Source organism: Aminobacter sp. 01T433, from assembly GCF_056398585.1.
The window spans coordinates 396340-417676 of the sequence record NZ_JBFTPR010000007.1 but is presented as its reverse complement, the minus strand read 5'-3'; the positions used below and the strand labels follow the sequence as shown (position 1 = coordinate 417676).

Here is a 21337-nt window from a genome sequence, read left to right as displayed (position 1 = left end):
GGCTGCCACCTCCAGAGAAATCTAAAATCATCAAATATTTCAATCGCTTGCGATCCAATCGCCAGCGACGCGTTTCCGTTTCCACGTCTCTACAGACGCGTTTTTCGGCTTTCGGTCGCGATTCTGACTGGAGGTCAGAAAATGAACATTAAGAGCCTTCTTCTCGGCTCCGCTGCGGCTCTGCTCGCAGTCTCCGGCGCTCGTGCGGCCGACGCTGTCGTCGTCGCTGAGCCGGAACCCATGGAATACGTCCGCATCTGCGACGTTTACGGCGCGGGCTTCTATTACATCCCGGGCACCGAGACCTGCCTCAAGATCGGCGGCCTCGTCCGTTACCAGATCAACGCTGCCGAGCACGCTCTCGACGACGGCTGGAGCAAGCAGGCACTTATGCGCCTGAAGCTCGATGCTCGTTCGGAAACCGAATACGGCACGTTCCGCCGCTACATCGAGTTCCAGGCAAGCACCCAGAACAATGGCGGCTGGGTGCACAACGACGCAGTCATCGATCCGGTCACCGGCGCTGTCGTTACGCCAGAGAACGATGAATGGTTCGGCGTGAACGGCGAATCCGGCACGGCCCTCCGTCATGCTTACTTCGAGCTCGGCGGCCTGCTCGTCGGTCACACCGACACCCTGTTCGATGGCGATCTCGATGGCGAGTTCGACTCGGGCGGCGGCGACCGCATCAACCAGATCCGCTACACTTTCGACGCCGGCAACGGCATCGCTGTGTCGCTCGGCCTGGAAGAAGAGTCGAACAACTTCGACTACGTCCCGCTGATCACCGGTAAGGTTGCCATCACGCAGGGCTGGGGTTCGCTCAACCTGTATGCTGGTTATGACAATGCCTACGAAGGCTTCGCTCTCAAGGGCATCGCCAACATCAAGGCAACCGATGCGCTCACCCTGCAGCTGCTCGCAGGCTACGAGTCGGCCCCGACCTTCTGGTCCGTCAACGCTATCGGCGGCACCGAAGTCCTGCAAGGAGCTGGTCCTTACCATGGCTACACCTGGACGATCGCTGGCTACCTGAAGTACCAGGTCAACCAGAAGCTGGCAGTCGGCTTCGGCGGTCAGTACTTCGCTGATGCGCACGACGACAACGTTGGCGGCATCCCGGCTGACGGCGCTAACGACTACTCGATCGGCGCAGTCATCGACTACAACATCGTCGAGAACCTCGATGCCAAGCTCGCCCTCAACTACTTCGCTGGCGACACCTTCGACGACTTCGGCCAGGGTGGCGGCTTCAACGGCTTCCTCCGCCTCGACGCAGCGTTCTAATCTGCTGACGTTGTAAGCAAAAAAGGCGGCCCGGGTTTCGCGAGAGACCCGGGTCGTTTCTCTACCGGCGGCAACGTCGGGATATCGAACCGACCAAAGGAGATGGAAGGACGTTGTAGGCAAGCACGATCCGAAGCCGGAATCATTGCCCCTGCCGGATTGCCAAGAATTGTATGAGAACTGTCGTCGGCTTGCCGGCCACCCCGTCGTGGAGTAGCGTTAGCTGCTTTTCGTCGAAAGGTTGCCGGAAGATTTATGAAGAAAGCAACTTCAAAGGACCATATTGTGAGCGGCCATCATTCTGCCGCCCTGATGACGAACTGCAAGGTAACTTACAACTTTAATACCATTAAAGAAGTAAAGTCGTTTAGGGTTTTAGAACTTTTTGCGTCCTACAAAGACATTCTATGGGACGACGGAAGACACAAATACAACGTCAGCTCCTTCCTCGGCGAGATCGACGAGATTCTTCTAGGCGAGCGCTTCAGCGCTTTTTCCCAGGAGACGCTCGACGGCCTGATAGGCTCCCTGCGCCAACGCGGTAACAGCAACGCGACCATCAATCGAAAGATGGCCGCATTGAGCAAACTACTGCGCAAGGCCTATAAGATGGGAGACGTCCATAGCCTGCCGGAGTTCCGTCGCCAAAAGGAGCGGGCGGGACGAATCCGCTTTCTCGAGCCCGAGGAAGAGGACAGGCTCTTTGCCGCCATCAAGGCGCGCAGTGAAGATGCCTACCGGCTCTCGGTGTTCCTGGTCGATACAGGCTGCCGGCTTGGCGAAGCGCTCGGGCTGATCTGGAACGACATTCAAGACACGCGCGTCAGCTTCTGGATCACCAAATCCGGACGCAGCCGCACCATTCCGCTGACTGTGCGCGCCAGGGAAACCGCAAAATGGCCGCCTGAGCGCGGACCGCGCCCGAAGGGGCCATTCGCCATGCTCACGCAGCCGCAGTTCCGCGCGATATGGAATGAAGCCAAGGCCGAAGTGGGTCTCGCCGCCGACGATCAAGTGGTGCCGCACATCCTGCGCCACACCTGTGCGTCACGTCTGGTACAAGGCGGCATCGATATCCGCCGCGTGCAGATGTGGCTCGGCCACCAGACGCTGACGATGACGATGCGTTATGCGCATCTGGCGACCAACGATCTCGACCGCTGCGTGGTGGTGCTGGAACGTCACTGACGCAGGATGCACCTCAAGGGCGCGACAGCCAAAGGGCACGGAGCGCCAAGCGGGTGAAAGCCACGTTTTCGGCACGCATTGCCCGTCAGTTCGCGCGACATGGTTCGGTAGGGCAACCCACAGCAACAAACCGCATGCTGCCCTGCCCATTTTGTCGTATAGGCCGAGTCTTTCGAGATTTCCGAACCCGGCTCGGGCCGGATCGCGCCAATGAGTATGCTGCCATGACCACACGCCCGCTTCTGACTCCCGTCATCCGCGCCCTGCCCGTCACCGTGCCCTTCGTTGGGCCCGAGGCTCAGGAACGCGAGCGCGGCAGACCGTTCAGGGCGCGCATGGGCGCAAATGAAAGCGGCTTCGGCCCCTCGCCGCGCGTCGTTGCGCGCATGCAGGAGGTCGCAGCCGACATGTGGAAATACTGCGATCCCGACAATTACGATCTCAAGGTCGCACTTGGGCGTCACCTCGGGCTCGGCGCGGACAACGTCGTGGTCGGCGAAGGCATCGACGGCCTGCTCAATCTGATCGTGCGCATGTATGCTGCCGAAGGCGATCCGGTGGTGACGTCGCTCGGTGCTTATCCGACCTTCAATTTCCATGTCGCCAGTGTCGGCGCCCGGGTCGTGCCGGTGCCCTACCAAAACGACAAGGAAGACCTTCAGGGCCTGCTCGACGCGGTCAAGCGCGAAAACGCGCCTATCGTCTACCTGTCCAACCCAGACAATCCGATGGGTAGCTGGTGGGAAACGAACGACATACTGCGCTTCATCGAAGCACTGCCGGAGACGACAACGCTGATACTCGATGAAGCCTATGGCGAGACGGCACCGGCTTCGGCGCTGCCGCCGGTCGATGTTTCACGGCCCAATGTCGTGCGGATGCGCACCTTCTCCAAGGCCTATGGGCTTGCCGGCATTCGCTGCGGTTATGCCTTTGGCGATGCCGAGGTGATCGCCAGCTTTGAGAAAGTGCGCAACCATTATGGCGTGAGCCGCATGGCGCAGATCGCTGGCGAAGAAGCGCTTGCCGACCAGGCCTATCTGGCCGACGTGGTTGCCAAGGTGGCGGCCGGGCGCGAGCGCATCGCCGCAATCGCCCGCGACAACGGGCTCAATCCCCTGCCCTCGGCGACCAATTTCGTCACCATCGACTGCGGCAGCGATGCTGATTTCGCACTTTCCGTAATGCGCAACCTGCTGGCCCGCGATGTCTTCATCCGCAAGCCGATGGCACCGGTGCTCAACCGCTGCATCAGGGTGAGCGTCGGGCTCGACCACGAGATCGACATTTTCGCCGAGGAATTGCCCGGCGCAATTGCCGCTGCGCGCGGCTGAACCGGCACGCAAAGCCTGAATTGATCGACGGCGCGGCGAAGCCCGCGCCGCCCCCACTCATATTCATGGTCGACGCCCCTTGAATTAATTAAACGTTCGTTTTATTAATTGAGCCATTCGGGAGGAATGGCTGAATGGCGCGAACGGCTGGTTCGGACGGAGGCAGGACGGAAGCGGCTATCCGCGACGCAGCCGTGCAGCTGATCGCGCGCCATGGCTATGAGGCCGTGACGATGCGCCAGCTGGCGGCCGAAGTCGGCGTCCAGGCGGCAGCGCTCTACCGCTACTTTCCGACCAAGGAAGATTTGCTCCACACGCTGATGCGCGAGCACATGGAGCTGCTGGCCTCAACATGGGACAGCGCACGACCCGACAATGACGAGCCGGTCGCTCGATTGACCGCCTTTGTCGCCAATCACATCCGTTTCCACGTCGAACGCCGCCACGCCACCCATGTCTCGAACATGGAGTTGCGCAGCCTTTCGCGCGATAATCTGACCAGCATCCTCAAGCTCCGCACCGCCTACGAGAAGGAGCTCAGGACCATCCTGCGCGACGGCGCGGACGCTGGCGTGCTGGAAGTCGACGACACCGGACTTACCGCCATGGCGATCATCCAGATGATCACCGGCGTCATCGTCTGGTTTCGTCCCGATGAAAGACTGTCGGTCGACGAAGTGACCGCTACTTATCTGGCCATGACCATGCGCCTGACGGGTGCCAGGCCAAACACGGAGGACAGGCATGTACGACAAGACGCTGAACTTCGGGCTTGGTGAAGATATCGACAGCCTGCGCGAGATGGTGCGGCGCTTCGCACAGGAGCGTATTGCGCCGATTGCCGCCGACATCGACCGCGACAACGAATTTCCCGCGCATCTGTGGCAGGAGCTTGGCGCGCTCGGCCTGCTTGGCATCACCGCCGATCCAGAACATGGCGGCTCGGGCATGGGTTACGTCGCCCATGTCGTGGCGGTTGAGGAGATCTCGCGCGCTTCCGCCTCGGTCGGCCTGTCATACGGTGCGCATTCGAACCTGTGCGTGAACCAGATCAAGCGCTGGGGCACGCCGGATCAGAAGGCAAAATACCTGCCCAAGCTGTGCTCGGGCGAGAATGTCGGCGCTCTCGCCATGTCGGAGAGCGGATCGGGCTCGGATGTGGTTTCGCTCAGGCTGAAGGCCGAGAAACACAACGACCGCTTCGTGCTCAACGGCTCCAAGATGTGGATCACCAACGGGCCTGACGCCGATACGCTGGTGGTCTATGCCAAGACCGATCCCGACAGGAAATCACGCGGCATCACCGCCTTCATCATCGAAAAGACGATGAAGGGATTCTCGGTGGCGCAAAAGCTCGACAAGCTCGGAATGCGTGGCTCGAACACCGGCGAACTGGTGTTCGACGATGTCGAGGTGCCGTTCGAAAACGTACTGCACGAGGAAGGGCTGGGCGTCGAGGTGTTGATGTCGGGGCTCGACTATGAGCGCGTGGTTCTGGCCGGTGGGCCGATCGGCATCATGGCGGCGTGCCTCGATGTCGCTGTGCCGTACGTGCACGACCGCAAGCAGTTCGGCCAGCCCATCGGCGAATTCCAGCTCGTCCAGGGAAAGCTTGCCGACATGTATTCGACGATGAATGCCGCCCGCGCCTATGTCTATGCCGTGGCAGCTGCCTGCGACCGGGGCCAGACAACCCGCAAGGATGCGGCCGGCTGCGTCTTGTTTGCCGCCGAAAAGGCGACGCAGTGCGCGCTAGACGCGCTCCAGCTGCTCGGCGGCAATGGCTACATCAACGACTACCCGACAGGCCGATTGCTGCGCGATGCAAAACTCTACGAAATCGGCGCCGGCACCAGCGAGATCAGGCGTTGGCTGATCGGCCGCGAGATCATGGCGGAAGAGGCGTGACCTGCCAATGTACCTCGACTATGGCAGAGACTGGATATTTGCCAGTAGCGGCACCATGTGTCACAATCCGTATGCATTGATGGAGGCTGACATGGCATCCTCGCATGACTTCGCCGAAGAACCGCAGCAGTTCGAAGGTCCGAAAACAGACCTCCCATCCGTTGGATATGTCAGACTGAAGATTGGCGACGGTGGCCGTATTGTCATTCCCGCTGACATGCGCGCTGCGATGATGGTCAAGCCCGGCGATACTGTGACGGCGCGCGTCATTGACGGCGAATTCCGTATTGTCTCCAAGGGAGTAGCTTTGAAACGTGTCCAGGCAGAGGCACTAAAGCTCAAAGCGGAAAACCCCGGGGTAAGCGTCGTTGACGAACTGATAGCAGAGCGCCGTGCAGAAGCTGCTCAAGAGGCCGCCGAAGCCGACGCTTGGCGCAGAAAGCACGGATTGCCTCCCCTGGACGACGATCACAAGTGAGCATCTTCGTCCTGGATACGTCAGCGGTACTGGCCGTGCTTCTTGGGGAGCCTGGACAAGATCATGCAATGCCGCTGGTGGACGGCGCCCTGATAAGCAGTGTCAACATTGCCGAGGTTGTCACGAAATGCGTAGAGTTTGGTTTCTCCGACGAGGTCGCGATCGGCTACATCGAAGCTAGTAATTTGACCGTGGTCGATTTCAATCAGGAGCTTGCGATTGCAGCCGGCCTATTGCGACGCCGCGCTCCAAAGGGCGTGCTTTCGCTGGGCGATAGGGCCTGCCTGGCACTTGCCATACGTGAGAATGCAACTGCCGTCACAGCCGATCGTATCTGGTCCACGCTCGACCTCGGCTGCCAAATCGAACTGATCCGCTAGGTCGAAGCAATGCTGGACTTCACCGAAATTACGAGGCTAGTGCGTTAGATTCGCACCCCACCATGACTGCTTCGCGCCTCAGGCGCAGCACCGCATGGGTATCACTCCAAGAGGAAAAATGCCGACGCTTAGCTCCCAAATCTCGCCCTCCTCCGAAAGCTTCAAGGCCAATGCCGCACGCCTGCGAACGCTGGTGGCTGACATCAGCGACAAGGCTGCAACGGTGGAGCGCGGCGGGTCGGAGGACGCACGCAAGCGGCACGCCTCGCGTGGAAAGCTGTTGCCGCGCGAACGCCTGGCACAGCTGCTCGATGCCGGCTCGCCTTTCCTCGAGGTCGGCCAGTTTGCCGCCTGGGGCCTCTATGGCGGCGACATCGCATCGGCGGGACTGATCGCCGGCATCGGCCGTGTCGAAGGCACCGAGGTGATGGTCGTGGTCAACGACGCCACGGTGAAAGGTGGAACCTATTACCCGCTGACGGTGAAGAAGCATCTGCGCGCGCAAGAGATCGCGCTGCAGAACAATTTGCCCTGCATCTACCTCGTCGACTCCGGAGGGGCGAACCTGCCCAACCAGGATGAGGTTTTTCCAGACCGCGACCATTTCGGCCGCATCTTCTTCAACCAGGCCAACATGTCGGCCGCTGGCATTCCGCAGATCGCTTGCGTCATGGGTTCCTGCACGGCTGGCGGCGCCTATGTGCCGGCAATGTCGGACGAGACTGTCATGGTGCGCAACCAGGCAACCATCTTCCTGGCCGGCCCGCCGCTGGTAAAGGCGGCGACGGGCGAGGACGTGAGTGCCGAGGAACTGGGTGGCGCCGACCTGCACACGCGCGTCTCAGGCGTCGCCGACCACTATGCGGTGGACGACGAGCATGCGCTGGCGATTGTCAGGCGCATCGTCAAAAACCTGAATCGGAAGAAGGACATCGGACTGGTCCTGCAGAAATCGATTCCGCCTGTTCATGCGCCGGAAGAGGTCTATGGCGTCATCCCCGCCGACCTGCGCCAGCCCTATGATGTGCGCGAGGTGATCGCGCGCGTTGTCGATGGTTCGGAATTCGACGAGTTCAAGCAGAATTACGGCACCACGCTTGTGACGGGCTTTGCCCATATCCATGGCATGCCGGTCGGCATCATCGCCAACAATGGCGTGCTGTTTTCGGAGAGCGCGCTGAAGGGCGCTCATTTCATCGAGCTGTGCTGCCAAAGGAAGATCCCGCTGGTGTTCCTGCAGAACATCACCGGTTTCATGGTGGGCGCAAAGTATGAGGCCGGCGGCATCGCCAAGGACGGCGCCAAGCTGGTGACGGCGGTGGCGACTGCCCAGGTGCCGAAGGTGACCATCATCATCGGCGGCTCATTCGGTGCCGGCAATTACGGCATGTGCGGGCGGGCCTATTCGCCGCGCTTCCTGTGGATGTGGCCCAACGCCCGCATCTCGGTGATGGGCGGCGAGCAGGCAGCGACCGTGCTCGCCATGGTCAAGCGCGAGGGCATCGAGCGCAAGGGCGGGACATGGTCGAAAGAGGAAGAGGCCGAATTCCGGGCGCCGATCCTCGAAAAATACGAGCGCGAAGGCCACCCGCTCTATTCGTCGGCGCGGCTCTGGGACGACGGCATCATTGACCCGGCGAAGACCCGCGAGGTGCTGGCGCTCAGCCTGTCTGCCGCGCTCAACGCGCCAGTGGCCGACACCAAGTTCGGCGTGTTCCGGATGTGATGGGGGATCAAGCAATGTTTTCGAAAATCCTCATCGCCAATCGTGGCGAAATCGCCTGTCGCGTCATTCGCACCGCCCGCAAGATGGGCGTGAAGACGGTTGCCGTCTATTCGGACGCGGATGCGCGCGCGCTGCATGTGTCGATGGCCGACGAGGCGGTGCATATCGGCGGCTCGCCAGTCAATGAAAGCTATCTGCGCGGCGATGCCATCATCGCGGCCGCCAAGGCGACCGGGGCGGAAGCCATCCATCCCGGATACGGTTTCCTCTCCGAAAACCCCGACTTCGTCGACCAGGTGACGCAAGCCGGTCTCGTTTTCATCGGACCGTCGGCGGATTCGATCCGCGCCATGGGTCTGAAGGATGCGGCCAAGCGGCTGATGGAAAAGGCCGGCGTGCCGGTGGTGCCGGGCTATCACGGTGAAGCGCAGGAGATCGTCATCCTGGCCAGCAAGGCGCGCGAGATCGGCTATCCCGTGCTGATCAAGGCGCGGGCCGGCGGCGGCGGCAAGGGCATGCGTCGTGTCGACCATCCAGATGAGTTTCCCGACGCGCTGTCAGGCGCGCGGCGTGAGGCCAAGGCGGCCTTCGGCGACGACCGGGTGCTGGTCGAAAAATATGTCGACAAGCCGCGCCATATCGAGGTGCAGGTGTTCGGTGACAATTTTGGCAACGCAGTGCATCTGTTCGAGCGCGACTGCTCGGCCCAGCGCCGCCACCAAAAGGTGATCGAAGAAGCACCTGCCCCCGGCATGACGCCGGAGTTGCGCGCGGCGATGACCGAAGCCGCGGTAAAAGCCGCCAAGGCGATCGGATATTCGGGCGCCGGCACGATCGAGTTCATCGTCGATGCCTCGGAAGGGCTCAAGCCCGACCGCTTCTGGTTCATGGAGATGAATACGCGGCTTCAGGTCGAGCATCCGGTGACCGAGATGGTGACCGGCGTCGACCTGGTCGAGTGGCAGCTTCGGGTCGCCTCCGGCGAGGAACTGCCTTTGACGCAGGACGGCATCGGACTTGATGGCCATGCTTTCGAAGCACGGCTCTATGCCGAAGACCCAGCCAAGGGATTCCTGCCGGCGATCGGCACGCTGCATCATCTCAGTTTCCCGACCGAAACGGCTGCCGGCACCGAAATCCGCGTCGAAACCGGTGTGCGCCAGGGCGATGCGATTTCGCCTTTCTACGATCCGATGATCGCCAAGGTGGTGACGCATGGGCCGGACCGCGCCACGGCACTTGAGGCGCTGGCCGAGGCCGTGACCCACACGGAAGTAGCGGGATCGACGACCAATGCGGCGTTCCTGGCGGCCCTCGCCCGCGACCCGGACTTCGCCTCCGGCGATGTCGACACCGGCCTGATCGGGCGCAAGCAGGACGAACTCACCACGACTGCCGCGCCAGGCAGCCGGGCCATTGCACTTGCCGCCTTGGCGGCGACTGGAGCAACGGCATCGGCTGCGTCGGACGATCCTTGGTCTGATATCACCGGCTACGCCCACTTCAACCCGCTGGCCCGGCGGGCGACGCTTTCATTTGGCGGTGTCGATATCGTCGCCCACATCACCGCGCGACCGGACGGGCGTTTCGATGTCAGGCCGGAAGGCGGAGAGGCCTTCGTGCTTGCGGCAGGGACGACAAACGCTGGTGCGACCGTCGCCGCCTGGCCGGGCCATGTCACGGTGTTCGAGAATGGGCGCTCCTTCGATTTCGCCATCAGCGATCCGTTCGCCCGCGCTGCCGAGATCGGCGAAGGCACGTCGAGCATGCGGGCGCCGATGCCGGGGCTGGTCAAGCTTGTGCGCGCCGCCAAGGGCGACAAGGTGAGCAAGGGCCAGCCGCTCCTGGTGCTTGAAGCGATGAAGATGGAGCACACCATCACCGCCACCCATGATGGCGTGATCAGCGAGATCGCCACCGAAGGCGCGCAGGTGACAGATGGAACGGTGCTGGTGCGTTTCGAGGAATAGCCTGCACCATTGCGAATTATGCATATGAGACAGCCCGGAAATCGGTTTTGATTTTCGGACTGATGTTTTAGTGCTGCCCGCAGCAATCATCGACAGGCGAGCCCGTGACCGACACCAACAGCGACACCGTTCCGCACAGGCAGTACGAAGACGTGCTAGCGCTGCTGACCGGCACGATGCTGGTGGCGCTGGGGCTGGTTCTCTACACCCATGCCGGGCTCATCACCGGCAGCTCGGCTGGGCTTGCGCTGCTCATCCAGTATGTCACCGGCTATGGCTTCGGTGCCGTGTTCTTCGTCATCAACCTGCCCTTCTATTATCTCGCGGTGAAGCGCATGGGCTGGCCGTTTGCGCTGCGTACCTTCGCGGCGGTGGCGCTGATTTCGGTCCTGTCGCAGCTGACGCCCGACTGGATCGGCATCGAGCATCTGAACCCGTTTTACGCGGCAGTTGCCGGCGGCGGGCTGATGGGCATGGGACTGCTGGTGCTGTTTCGCCACCGCGCTGGGCTCGGCGGCTTCAACATACTGGCGCTCTATCTGCAGGACAATTACGGCATCCGCGCCGGCTATTTCCAGCTCGTGGTCGACCTCACGATCCTGATCGTGTCGCTGTTTTACATCGAACTCGACAAGGTCGCGCTCTCAGTTGTGGGTGCCGCCGTGCTCAACCTGATCATCGCCATCAACCACCGCCCCGGCCGCTATGTCGGCATGAGCTAACACGAAAAGGGCCGCGCCATGCAGCGCGGCCTTCTCAGCTGTGCTTGTCCGATCGATCAGCCAGCGGTCGGCTGCTTGGTCTTCCTGAGATAGGGCAGCACGCGCTCGAACGAGCCGAAACGCTTGATGGCGTCCTCATCGGAGACTGCCGCGGTGACGATAACGTCCTCACCCTGCTTCCACTGCACCGGGGTCGCCACCTGATACTTGGCGGTCAACTGGATCGAATCCAGCGCGCGCAGGATCTCGTCGAAGTTGCGGCCGGTCGACATCGGGTAGGTCAAGGTCAGCTTGACCTTCTTGTCCGGGCCGATAACGAACACCGAACGCACAGTCGCGTTGTCGGCGGGCGTGCGGCCTTCCGAACTGTCGCCGGCGCTTGCCGGCAGCATGTCGTAGAGCTTGGCGACGGCGAGCGTCGGGTCACCGATCATCGGATAATCGACCTTGTTGCCCGACAGCTTTTCGATGTCGGCCTTCCATTTGTGGTGGTTTTCGACCGGATCGACCGAAATGCCGATCATCTTGGCATTGCGCTTGGCGAAGTCGGCCTTCAACCCGGCCATGTAGCCGAGCTCGGTGGTGCAGACCGGGGTGAAATCCTTGGGGTGGGAAAACAAAACAGCATAACCGTCGCCGATCCAGTCGTGGAAGTTGATCGGGCCTTCCGTGGTGTCGGCTTTGAAGTCCGGGGCGGTGTCATTGATACGAAGGCTCATATGTCGGTTCCTCCTGAATTCGACGCACACTTCGCGCCGGCTAGAACGGTCCGTGTTCAGTGTCCGTGTGCGAATTCGCTATTTTGCGCCAAGCCCGTGAAAACGACAATGGCCGGGACATGCCCGGCCATTGAAAGCATTTAGCAGAAACCAGGCTTACGGCTTGATCGGCGCGTATTTGCCGTCATGCCACTGGTTGATGTCGTAGCTGGCGTTCTTGAGGTCGCCCTTTTCGTCGAAGACAACGTCGCCCACGACGGTGCTGATCGGCTTACCGTCCTTCAGTGCCTCGGCGACCTTGATCGGATCGTCGGTGCCGGCACGCTCGATGCCTTGCGCGAAGGCCTGGATCGTGGCGTAGGAGAACAGCGTGAAGCCTTCCGGCACGAAGCCACCGGCCTTGATCTTCTCGATTGCTTCCTTGGCCTCAGGCTTGGCCTGCGGGTCCGAGGGGAACACGAACATCGTGCCTTCACCGGCGGGGCCGGCAATCTGCCAGAATTCCGGCGAGGCGATCGAGTCGGGCATGATCAGCTGAAACTTGAAGCCCTGCTCGGCCGACTGGCGCAGGATGAGACCGGCTTCGGGGTGATAACCACCGAAATAGACCACGTCGGCCTTCAGTTCCTTGAGCTTGGTGACGAGCGCCGAATAGTCCTTTTCGCCGGCATTGATGCCTTCGTAGAGGATTTCCTGCAGGCCGCCGGTGTTCATCGTCTTCCGGACGGCATCGGCCACACCCTGGCCGTAGGCGCTCTTGTCGTGCAGCACGACGACGTTCTTGCCCTTGTACTTCTCGGCGATCCACGGTCCGATGAAGGCACCCTGGGCGTCGTCACGGGTGTACAGGCGCATGATCGTCGACCAGCCCTTGGCGGCAGCGTCGTCGGTCATGATCGGGTTCGACGAGGCCGGCGACATCATCAGCGCGCCGCTTTCGGCATAGACGGCGGAAGCCGGGATGCTCGAGCCCGAGCAGGCATGGCCGTCGATGAACTTGATGCCATTGGCTACGATGCGGTTGGCAACCGAAACCGCCTGCTTGGGATCGCAGACGTCGTCTTCGACCGAAAGCTTGAGCTGGCGGCCCATGACGCCGCCCTTTTCGTTGATCGCCTTGACCGCCGCTTCGGCGCCCTGCTTGAACTGGTCGCCGATATTGGCGAGCTGGCCGGTCATCGGGCCGACGACCGCAATACCGATATCTTCTGCGAATGCCACACTGGCGCTGAGCGACAGCGCGAGCAATGCGCCAATAGAACGTTTCAAATGCATTGGTTCCTCTCCCTTGGATGCGAAGGACATGCCGGATTCGCGCCACACGTGCAATCGTCGAAAGCTGTCAGCGCGGCCATGACTTGTCTTGGCGCATGGGCGCCAGGATATTGTGCCTGCACGTGCTTATGCAACCCGGCGATAAGCCGCCGGTTCAATTCCAAAACGAAAAAGCCGCGCCGATCTTGTTTCGATCGGTCGCGGCCTTTTTCGTGGAAACTCCGCGAGGCGTCTTTGGCCTTCTCAGGAGTTCGCCTGCCCTGTTTGTTTTCTTTCTGGCGCGCCTCGCCCGTCCTTCAGACCGTCGCGCTCTTTTTGTTGGAAGCCGCCATGAAGGCGACCTCGATCTTCCCCCCGGAAGCAGAAGCTATCAGTGCATCGTCATCCATTCGCGCGCTTCGCGCAGCGCCTTGACGATGTCGAGCTTGGACATCGAGCCGGAGAGTTCCGAGCGCAGCTCAGCGGCGCGGGCAGAACCCTTGATCGCGGCGATGTTGAACCATTTGTGGGCGGCGACAACGTCGACTTCGCAATCGCGGCCGGTCGCATACATCATGCCCAATTCAAGAAGAATGTCGGCCTGAGCGGTGGAACCCATCGCGCCGAAGCCAGCCTCAAAGATTTCGAAACGTGCCATTTTCTTATCCCCTGCCTGTCTCCTGAGAGCAGTCTCGGAGGTGTCCCCCGCAGCTGCCCTTTCGATGCTTTCGAGAATGCCGTGGAGCTTTGAATCCGCCGTTAAATGGCGTGCTTAACTCGAAGAAAACAAAACTAAAACAAAGGGTAAAGCTCGGAATTCGTTAAGGATAGGAGTCCTTGCGCCGGTTGGAATTTGCAGAAAATGCGATGAAAATTCGCTGGTGCGCGGCTAAGTCTTTGATAACCACGCGACGCATTCACGTGCTGCAATCGATGAACTTTTGGATGTCGGAGGCGCGTTTGCGCCGTCAAAAAATGCTCGCAGCTTCCCTTGCGGCACCGCTTTCGCTTTCGCGGCGGCTGCATTACGCTTACGTTTGCGTAAACGTCAGGCGTGGGAGAGCGCCATTACACAGATATCAATCGGGAGGATTTCAATGCTTCGCAAGATGAGCCTGGCCATGGCGGCCACCGTGATGATGGCCGGTGCGGCCTACGCCGATCCGATCGAAGGCAACTGGAAGACGGAAGCCGGCTCAATCGCAGCAATCGCTTCGTGCGGCAGCAGCTTCTGCATCACGCTGAAGGACGGCAAGCACTCTGGCAAGAAGATCGGCACCTTCAAGGCCGACGGCGGCAGCGCCTATTCGGGCGAGATCACCGACCCGGCCAACGACAAGACCTACAACGGCAAAGCCAGCCTCGCCGGCTCCAGCCTCAAGATGAAGGGCTGCGTGCTCGGCGGGCTGATCTGCAAGACGCAGAACTGGTCGAAACTGTAAGAGAACAGTGAGTAGTGAGTAGTGAGTAGTGAGTAGTGAGTAGTGAGTAGTGAGTAGTGAGTAGTGAGGGAATGGCTGGCCGAAGGCGATACGCCACTCCCTAATTTCTACTCGCTACTCGCTATTCCCCACTCGCTCAGGCCCTCGCCTTCTGGCCGAACAGAACCTTTTGGGCTTCCTTGTCGTCGGCGAGATTGCGGCGGTGGTCCTCGCCGATGGCGATGCCGGTGATGACCGCCGGGCGGGCCATGAGGGTTTCGAACCAGCGCTTGAGGTGCGGGAAGTCTTCGATGTCCTGGCCCTGGTTCTTGTAAGGCTTGACCCAGCCAAGCGAAGCGATGTCGGCGATCGAATAGGCGCCGGCGAGGAATTCGCGATCGGCCAGGCGCTTGTTCATCACGCCATAGAGGCGATTGACCTCATTGGTGTAGCGGTCGATGCCATAGGCGATCTTCTCCGGCGCGTATTGCCGGAAGTGATGGGCCTGGCCGGCCATCGGCCCCAGACCGCCGACCTGCCAGAACAGCCACTGGTCAACCTCGGCGCGGCCACGCTCGTCAGTCGGATAAAGCTTGCCGAACTTGCGTCCGAGATATTGCAGGATCGCGCCCGACTCGAAGATCGAGATCGGCGCGCCGCCCCATTTGCCGTCGGCCGTGGGGCCTTCGGGATCGATGATCGCCGGCATGCGGTTGTTGGGCGCGATCTTGAGGAATGACGGCTCGAATTGCTCGCCCTTGCCAATGTTGACGTATTTGACCGTGTAGGGAACGCCGAGTTCCTCCAGCATGATCGAGATCTTCCAGCCATTGGGCGTGGGCCAGTAATAGAGTTCGATCGGCAATGTCTGGCTGGTCATTCCGCAGTCTCCGTTGGTGAGCGATGCTCTGGAGATATGCGTAGCAGGGCGAAACACAACCCTGCGGACACACTAAGGTCCGTCAATAAATTTGAACCGAAGATGAACGGAGGTCTCAGAACCCGTTCAGTCGCAGCCAGGCATAGTCCGATCCATTGAAGGGGAAGACACCAATGCTCGCTCGCCGGTTCACCATCGTCTGTCTGCTCAGCGCCCTGTTCGGGATCATGTTTGCCACCCTGGTCGCCGAGACCAGCCGCCCTGCCCGCTCCTGGGAACTTACGTCGTCGAAGACGGACTGATCGCCCACAAAAGCAACGACATCAACCGATCTCCAAAAGCAAAGCCAACGCCCATGACCCGCACCGCAACCCAGATCATCAAGACCCTCCGGCTCCTGCCGCGGGCTTTGCTGATCCTGATGGTTCTCGCCGCCCCGGTGCTGGCTGTGCCGCAGCTGCGTGGCGACTCGGGCTCGACCATCGAAGCCCCTGCTGCCCGCAATGGCGGCGTTGGCTTTGTCCTGCTGATCAGCTTGCAGCGTGATTAAGGGAATTAACAGGACCACAACACGGCCCCCTCGCAGCCGTCATAATTGATCTCTATAATAGGTCATGGAAAAGCGAATCTATCCTCAGCCCATCGAATCCATCTCCTCGCCGCTGCCGTTTTCTCGGCAGAGCTTCACCGATGCCACCGAAGCTGTGGCAGCGCTGCAGAAGCTCTATGAGCGCAACACCGCCTTCTTGCGCGAGGCCTTCGCCTCGCTTGCAGCCGGCGCCGACACCAATGTGCGGTTCCGCGCCTTCTACCCCGAAGTTGGCGTCACCACGACGTCCTACTCGCAGGTCGATTCCCGCCAGGCCTACGGCCATATGCCGACGCCGGGGCATTTCTCGACAACGATCACCCGGCCGGACCTGTTTGAAAGCTATCTCACCGAACAGCTGAAGCTGATCATGCGCAATCACGGCGGACCGGTAACGGTTTCGGAATCGACGACGCCGATTCCGCTGCATTTCGCATTCCTCGAGGGCACCCATGTCGACGGGGCCGCCGCCGACCGCATCCAGCGGCCGATCCGCGACCTGTTCGACGTGCCGGACCTCGACGGCACCGACGACCATATCGCCAATGGCACCTTCGAGATCATGCCGGGCGAGTCCCGGCCGCTGGCCGTGTTCACCGCCCAGCGCATCGACTATTCGCTGCACCGGCTGGCGCATTACACGGCAACGACGCCACAGCACTTCCAGAATTTTGTACTGTTCACCAACTACCAGTTCTACATCGACGAGTTCGTCGTGCTGGCCCGCGAGCTGATGGCCAAGGGCGGCGGCGGCTATTCGGAGTTCGTGGAACCCGGCGGCGTGGTGACGAAAGCCGGCGACACCTCACCTTCCGCGGGAACTCCTGCGGCACGGCTGCCGCAAATGCCAGCCTACCATCTGAAGAAGCCGGGCCATGCCGGCATCACCATGGTCAATATCGGCGTCGGCCCGTCCAACGCCAAGACGATTACCGACCACATCGCGGTGCTCAGGCCGCATGCCTGGCTGATGCTCGGCCACTGTGCTGGCCTGCGCAACACCCAGGCACTCGGCGACTATGTGCTGGCGCATGCCTATGTGCGCGAGGACCACGTGCTCGACGACGACCTGCCAGTATGGATTCCGATCCCACCGCTGGCCGAGGTGCAGGTCGCATTGCAGGAGGCGGTCGCCGAGGTGACCGGCCTATCCGGCTACGACCTCAAGCGGATCATGCGCACGGGAACCGTGGCGACCATCGACAACCGCAACTGGGAACTGCGCGACCAGCGCGGCCCGGTGCAGCGCCTGTCGCAGTCGCGCGCGATTGCGCTCGACATGGAATCGGCGACGATCGCGGCCAACGGCTTCCGCTTCCGCGTGCCCTACGGCACGCTGTTGTGCGTTTCCGACAAGCCGCTGCATGGCGAACTCAAGCTGCCGGGCATGGCGACGGAATTCTACAAGCGGCAGGTGGCGCAGCATCTGACCATCGGCATACGCGCCATGGAAAAGCTCGCCGAAATGCCCAATGAGCGGCTGCATTCGCGCAAGCTGCGCAGCTTCGCCGAGACCGCTTTCCAGTAACGCCGGGTTCCAGCAAGGCTGGCTTTCGTCGCGATCGTTAGAGCCCCATTCGGTTAAATCGGAATGGGGCTCTAACTTATTAGGGGAGCATGATCTTTTTCCGAAAACCGGTTCCCACTTTTCGGGATCATGCTCTAGCTGCGGGCGCGACTGCTACTGCCCGTTGACGAGGCCGAGGATCAGGCGGTGGACGTTGCCACCGTCGCCGAGTTCGATGCGGTCGAAGTCGCGGCTTTTCTCCCGTTGCGCCAAAGAGGCCTCCGAGAGCGGCTTGATGATCTCCTGCCTGACCTTCTTGCAGTTCGGGTCGTTGGCAACCGACACGCCGATCGTCGTCTTTTCGATTGTTGCCACCATGTCCTTGATCATCTGGCCATGCACCAGCTCATGGCGCCGGACGCCTTCATAAAAGACATCCCAGCGCTTCTGCAGGTCGGCCGGCAAGGGACCGGACGGCTTGGGCAAGGTGTAGGTGATGATGAGCTTTGGCTTGGCTGACACCAGCGTACAGGCGCCGCCTTGCGGCTCGTATTTGCGCTGCCAGGTGAGCTTGAAGTTGGTGTGGGCGATGGCGCGCCCCATACCGGCTTGTGGCCCGCGTTCTCCGATCGAGGCATAAAGCTCAGCCGCCGTGGTGCCCGATATGGCGTAGGTCTTGACCTGTTCGACGGTCTGGCCTTCGGCGCGGGCGGCAGACGGTACGACAGCAAGCACGACTGCAAATGCCCGCAGCCAGTGATGGGCGGCTTTGTTCATTCCATTCTCCGCAAGGCAGTGCTGCGTCCACGAAAGACAGTCGTGGACACTGGTGAGCCGTTCGGCCCATCGGTCTCACGGTTCGTATCGCATTTCAACTGAGGTTGCCCCACGGCTACGCCGAATGGTCTTGCTTGGGTCACTTTGCAGCAACGATCAAGCGGCACATAATCGATCATCAATGGGCCGCAATTCTGGCGACATGAAGCTGCTATGACGACCATGGCTTTTTACAATTCAGGCAAGATCGCCTGTTTCTTGGTGATGATGCTTGTTTCGCTGCCGCTGGTGGCGGGTTTTTTCGGCAACTGGCATCCAGCACTCGATTCATTCGCCCATTTCCGGGTGCACCTGGCCGTGCTGATGATGGTGGCTGCGGTGCCGCTGCTGTTCACGTCGCTGCGCTGGCAGGCGATTGCCGCATTGGCATTCGGTGCGGCAGCGCTGTCGACGACCTCCAGCGCGCTTCCCCTGCCCGGCCTCGGACCGGTGCATGCGGGGATCCAGCCACGCGCCGAAAATCGGCCAGTCTACAAGATGATGCAAATGAACCTGCGTTACGACAACGCCTATCCCGAAAAGGTGCTGTCGCTGGTCGGCCGGGTGCAGCCTGACGTGATCACCTTCGAAGAAATGTCGGAAATGTGGAAAGGCAAGCTGCAACCGCTGTTTGCCCGCTATCCCTACCGCATGCTGTGTGGCTACCCAAACAACGTGTTCGGCGTTGCGATCCTGTCGCGTCGGCCTTTTGCCGAAGGTACCCAGCCGGAATGTTTCGGCAACGGCGCGCTGGCGATCGCCAGGATCGATTTCGGTGGACGGGTGACCGATGTTGCCGCCCTTCACCTTGGCTGGCCGTGGCCTTTCGAGCAGTCGCGGCAGGTGACCAGAATGAGCAGCGATTTTGCCTCGCTTGCCGACAATGCGTTGCTAGGCGGCGATTTCAATGCCACGCCCTGGAGCGCGACCGTGTCGCGCGTGGCCAAAGCTGGCGGGCTGACGCTGATGCCTGCCGCCGGCCGCACCTGGCTGAGCTTCGCCTTGCCTGAATTCATGCGTTTTGCCGGGCTGACCATCGACCATGTCATGGCCAAGGGCGACGTCGTGGTGCACTCGGTGACGATGGGCGAGGACGCCGGTTCGGACCACCGGCCGCTATTGGTCGAATTCTCGTTCCGCGATGCGCCCGCTCCTGTCGAAAACGCAGAAACCGAGACGGTGTCTTCAGAGACCGGCACAACGCCGCGCGGATAAGCAAACGGCCCGAAAATCGCGATGATTTCCGGGCCGTTGCAACTGTCAGAGCGCGATAGCGCGCGCAATCACATATTCGGATAGACCGGGCCTTCGCCACCCTGCGGCGGCACCCAGTTGATGTTCTGGTTGGGGTCCTTGATGTCACACGTCTTGCAGTGGACGCAGTTCTGCGCGTTGATGACGAACTTCGCATCAGCATGGCCGGGCTCGCCGGCAATCGAATTGCCGTCGGCGTCGACCCATTCATAGACCCCTGCCGGGCAGTAGCGGCTCGAAGGTCCGGCGAAGATTTCGTATTCCGAGCGCTTCTGCAGATCCATGTCCTTGACCTGGAGGTGAACCGGCTGGTCCTCCTCGTGATTGGTGTTGGACAAGAACACCGACGACAGGCGGTCGAAAGTCAGCACGCCATCGGGCTTGGGATAGTCGATTTTCTTGTGCTTTGACGCCGGCTCGAGCGATTGCGCGTCGGTCTTGCCGTGCTTCAGCGTGCCGAAGGGCGAGACGCCAAACAGCGTGTTGAACCACATGTCGAGACCGCCGAGGCCGACACCGAGCAGCGTGCCGAAACGCGACCACAATGGCTTGACGTTGCGGACCTTCTTCAGGTCCTTGCCGATGTCGGTCGTCCGCCACGCAGCTTCGTAAGAGGCGAGCTCGTCATTGGCGCGGCCAGCGGCAATTGCGTCGGCGACATGTTCGGCGGCAAGCATGCCCGACAGCACGGCATTGTGCGAACCCTTGATGCGGGGCACGTTGACCAGCCCAGCCGAGCAGCCCATCAAAACGCCGCCGGGGAATGACAGCTTCGGCACCGATTGGTAACCGCCCTCGGTAATGGCGCGGGCGCCGTAAGACAGCCGCTTCGCACCGTCGAAGGTGTGGCGGATCGCCGGATGGGTCTTGAAGCGCTGGAACTCCTCGAAGGGCGCGAGATAGGGGTTCTTGTAGTTGAGGTGGACGACGAAGCCGACCGCCACCATGTTGTCTTCGAGGTGGTAGAGGAACGAGCCGCCGCCGGTCTTGAAGCCCAGCGGCCAGCCGAAGGAATGCTGGACGAGGCCCGGCTTGTGATGTTCGGGCGCGACCTGCCACAATTCCTTGAGACCGATGCCGAACTTCTGCGGCTCGCGGCCAGCACCAAGGTCGTATTTGGCGATCAGCTGCTTGGCGAGCGACCCGCGCGCGCCCTCGCCGATCAGCACGTATTTGCCCATCAGCGCCATGCCAGGCGCAAAGGACGGGCCGTGTGAACCGTCACGCTCGACGCCCATGTCGCCTGTGACGACACCGGTGACGGCACCTTCGTCATTGTAGAGCAGGCTTGCTGCGGCAAAGCCGGGATAGATCTCGACGCCGAGCGCTTCGGCCTTGGTGGCCAGCCAGCGGCAGACATTGCCGAGCGAAACGATGTAGTTGCCGTGATTGCTCATCAAGGGCGGCATGGCGAAATTGGGCAGCTTGACCGAACCCGCCGGTCCGAGGATCAGGAAATGATCGTCGGTGACGGGCGTCTTGAACGGATGGTCCGCATCATCGCGCCAGTCGGGCAGCAGACGATCGATGCCGATCGGGTCGACCACAGCGCCTGACAGGATGTGGGCACCGACCTCGCCACCTTTTTCGAGCACGACGACCGAAAGCTCGGGATTGACCTGCTTGAGCCGGATCGCCGCTGCCAGTCCCGCCGGCCCGGCGCCGACGATGACAACGTCGAATTCCATGCTCTCGCGTTCGATATCGCTCATCAATCCCTCCGCGTGGCTAGCCCCTGTCCCAAGGGCAATCTGTAGCTAGGCGCTGCATAGCGCATCATTTGCAAACGTCAAACCGGACCGATCCGCACATCGGCTGTTTGAGCTAGAGCCTATTCCATTACGATTGAACCCGAATGGGCCGATCTTCCTGTTTGAGCGTCATTTCGTCCGAAAAACCGGCTC

At 61.1% G+C, this 21337-nt stretch carries 20 protein-coding genes; 14 read left to right on the top strand and 6 right to left on the bottom strand.

Annotated elements, in window-relative coordinates; genetic code table 11:
- Positions 1–141 precede the first annotated feature (141 nt).
- From AC1DLV_RS15570 to AC1DLV_RS15525, 10 genes are all read left to right on the top strand, one after another.
- Complete coding sequence (locus AC1DLV_RS15570) at positions 142–1287, top strand: porin (protein ID WP_476800808.1); 1146 nt, start codon at positions 142–144, stop codon at positions 1285–1287.
- A 312-nt stretch (positions 1288–1599) separates the two neighbouring features.
- Positions 1600–2475, top strand: coding sequence for a tyrosine-type recombinase/integrase (locus tag AC1DLV_RS15565; protein ID WP_476800829.1), 876 nt, complete (start codon positions 1600–1602; stop codon positions 2473–2475).
- Positions 2476–2699: 224 nt separating this feature from the next.
- Positions 2700–3809, top strand: a complete 1110-nt coding sequence (locus AC1DLV_RS15560) for a pyridoxal phosphate-dependent aminotransferase (protein WP_476800807.1) — start codon at positions 2700–2702, stop codon at positions 3807–3809.
- Positions 3810–3943: 134 nt separating this feature from the next.
- A complete protein-coding gene (locus AC1DLV_RS15555; protein WP_476800806.1) occupies positions 3944–4588 on the top strand; it encodes a TetR/AcrR family transcriptional regulator in 645 nt (214 codons plus the stop codon).
- Positions 4554–5717 carry an isovaleryl-CoA dehydrogenase gene (locus AC1DLV_RS15550; RefSeq protein WP_476800805.1) on the top strand — a complete coding sequence of 388 codons (1164 nt, stop codon included), beginning with the start codon at positions 4554–4556 and terminating at the stop codon, positions 5715–5717. Before AC1DLV_RS15555 ends, AC1DLV_RS15550 begins: the two co-directional genes overlap by 35 nt.
- A gap of 7 nt (positions 5718–5724) precedes the next feature.
- Positions 5725–6195, top strand: coding sequence for an AbrB/MazE/SpoVT family DNA-binding domain-containing protein (locus tag AC1DLV_RS15545; RefSeq protein ID WP_476800804.1), 471 nt, complete (start codon positions 5725–5727; stop codon positions 6193–6195).
- On the top strand, positions 6192–6575 hold the full coding sequence (locus AC1DLV_RS15540) for a type II toxin-antitoxin system VapC family toxin (protein WP_476800803.1): 384 nt from the start codon (positions 6192–6194) through the stop codon (positions 6573–6575). Before AC1DLV_RS15545 ends, AC1DLV_RS15540 begins: the two co-directional genes overlap by 4 nt.
- A 118-nt stretch (positions 6576–6693) precedes the next feature.
- The gene (locus tag AC1DLV_RS15535; RefSeq protein WP_476800802.1) at positions 6694–8301 is read left to right on the top strand and encodes a carboxyl transferase domain-containing protein; all 1608 of its coding nucleotides are present in this window, start codon (positions 6694–6696) and stop codon (positions 8299–8301) included.
- 14 nt (positions 8302–8315) lie between these two features.
- On the top strand, positions 8316–10271 hold the full coding sequence (locus tag AC1DLV_RS15530) for an acetyl/propionyl/methylcrotonyl-CoA carboxylase subunit alpha (protein ID WP_476836182.1): 1956 nt from the start codon (positions 8316–8318) through the stop codon (positions 10269–10271).
- A gap of 104 nt (positions 10272–10375) precedes the next feature.
- Positions 10376–10993 (top strand): YitT family protein, encoded by a 618-nt coding sequence (locus AC1DLV_RS15525; RefSeq protein ID WP_476800800.1) that lies wholly within the window; start codon positions 10376–10378, stop codon positions 10991–10993.
- Between the two features lie 56 nt (positions 10994–11049).
- Here the strand turns inward: AC1DLV_RS15525 and AC1DLV_RS15520 are convergent, their stop codons facing one another.
- From AC1DLV_RS15520 to AC1DLV_RS15510, 3 genes are all read right to left on the bottom strand, one after another.
- Positions 11050–11712: a peroxiredoxin gene (locus AC1DLV_RS15520; protein WP_476800799.1), complete on the bottom strand. Its 663-nt coding sequence runs from the start codon at positions 11710–11712 to the stop codon at positions 11050–11052.
- Between the two features lie 156 nt (positions 11713–11868).
- The gene (locus AC1DLV_RS15515; protein ID WP_476800798.1) at positions 11869–12987 is read right to left on the bottom strand and encodes an ABC transporter substrate-binding protein; all 1119 of its coding nucleotides are present in this window, start codon (positions 12985–12987) and stop codon (positions 11869–11871) included.
- A 370-nt stretch (positions 12988–13357) separates the two neighbouring features.
- On the bottom strand, positions 13358–13624 hold the full coding sequence (locus AC1DLV_RS15510; RefSeq protein ID WP_476784883.1) for a sel1 repeat family protein: 267 nt from the start codon (positions 13622–13624) through the stop codon (positions 13358–13360).
- A gap of 439 nt (positions 13625–14063) precedes the next feature.
- On the opposite strand from AC1DLV_RS15510, the gene AC1DLV_RS15505 reads away from it, so the two are divergent.
- Complete coding sequence (locus AC1DLV_RS15505) at positions 14064–14408, top strand: DUF2147 domain-containing protein (RefSeq protein ID WP_476800797.1); 345 nt, start codon at positions 14064–14066, stop codon at positions 14406–14408.
- Positions 14409–14544: 136 nt separating this feature from the next.
- On the opposite strand, the gene AC1DLV_RS15500 is transcribed toward AC1DLV_RS15505, so the two are convergent.
- A complete protein-coding gene (locus AC1DLV_RS15500) occupies positions 14545–15267 on the bottom strand; it encodes a glutathione S-transferase family protein (protein ID WP_476800796.1) in 723 nt (240 codons plus the stop codon).
- A gap of 355 nt (positions 15268–15622) precedes the next feature.
- Between AC1DLV_RS15500 and AC1DLV_RS15495 the strand changes: the two genes are divergently transcribed.
- Positions 15623–15817 (top strand): hypothetical protein, encoded by a 195-nt coding sequence (locus tag AC1DLV_RS15495; protein ID WP_476782763.1) that lies wholly within the window; start codon positions 15623–15625, stop codon positions 15815–15817.
- Between the two features lie 64 nt (positions 15818–15881).
- Positions 15882–17384 (top strand): AMP nucleosidase, encoded by a 1503-nt coding sequence (locus AC1DLV_RS15490; RefSeq protein ID WP_476800795.1) that lies wholly within the window; start codon positions 15882–15884, stop codon positions 17382–17384.
- Positions 17385–17537: 153 nt separating this feature from the next.
- Here the strand turns inward: AC1DLV_RS15490 and AC1DLV_RS15485 are convergent, their stop codons facing one another.
- Positions 17538–18140 carry a DUF922 domain-containing Zn-dependent protease gene (locus AC1DLV_RS15485; protein ID WP_476800794.1) on the bottom strand — a complete coding sequence of 201 codons (603 nt, stop codon included), beginning with the start codon at positions 18138–18140 and terminating at the stop codon, positions 17538–17540.
- Between the two features lie 213 nt (positions 18141–18353).
- On the opposite strand from AC1DLV_RS15485, the gene AC1DLV_RS15480 reads away from it, so the two are divergent.
- A complete protein-coding gene (locus tag AC1DLV_RS15480; protein WP_476800793.1) occupies positions 18354–19394 on the top strand; it encodes an endonuclease/exonuclease/phosphatase family protein in 1041 nt (346 codons plus the stop codon).
- Positions 19395–19462: 68 nt separating this feature from the next.
- Here AC1DLV_RS15480 and AC1DLV_RS15475 read toward each other — a convergent pair whose 3' ends face one another.
- On the bottom strand, positions 19463–21145 hold the full coding sequence (locus AC1DLV_RS15475; protein ID WP_476800792.1) for an electron transfer flavoprotein-ubiquinone oxidoreductase: 1683 nt from the start codon (positions 21143–21145) through the stop codon (positions 19463–19465).
- Between the last annotated feature and the right edge of the window lie 192 nt (positions 21146–21337).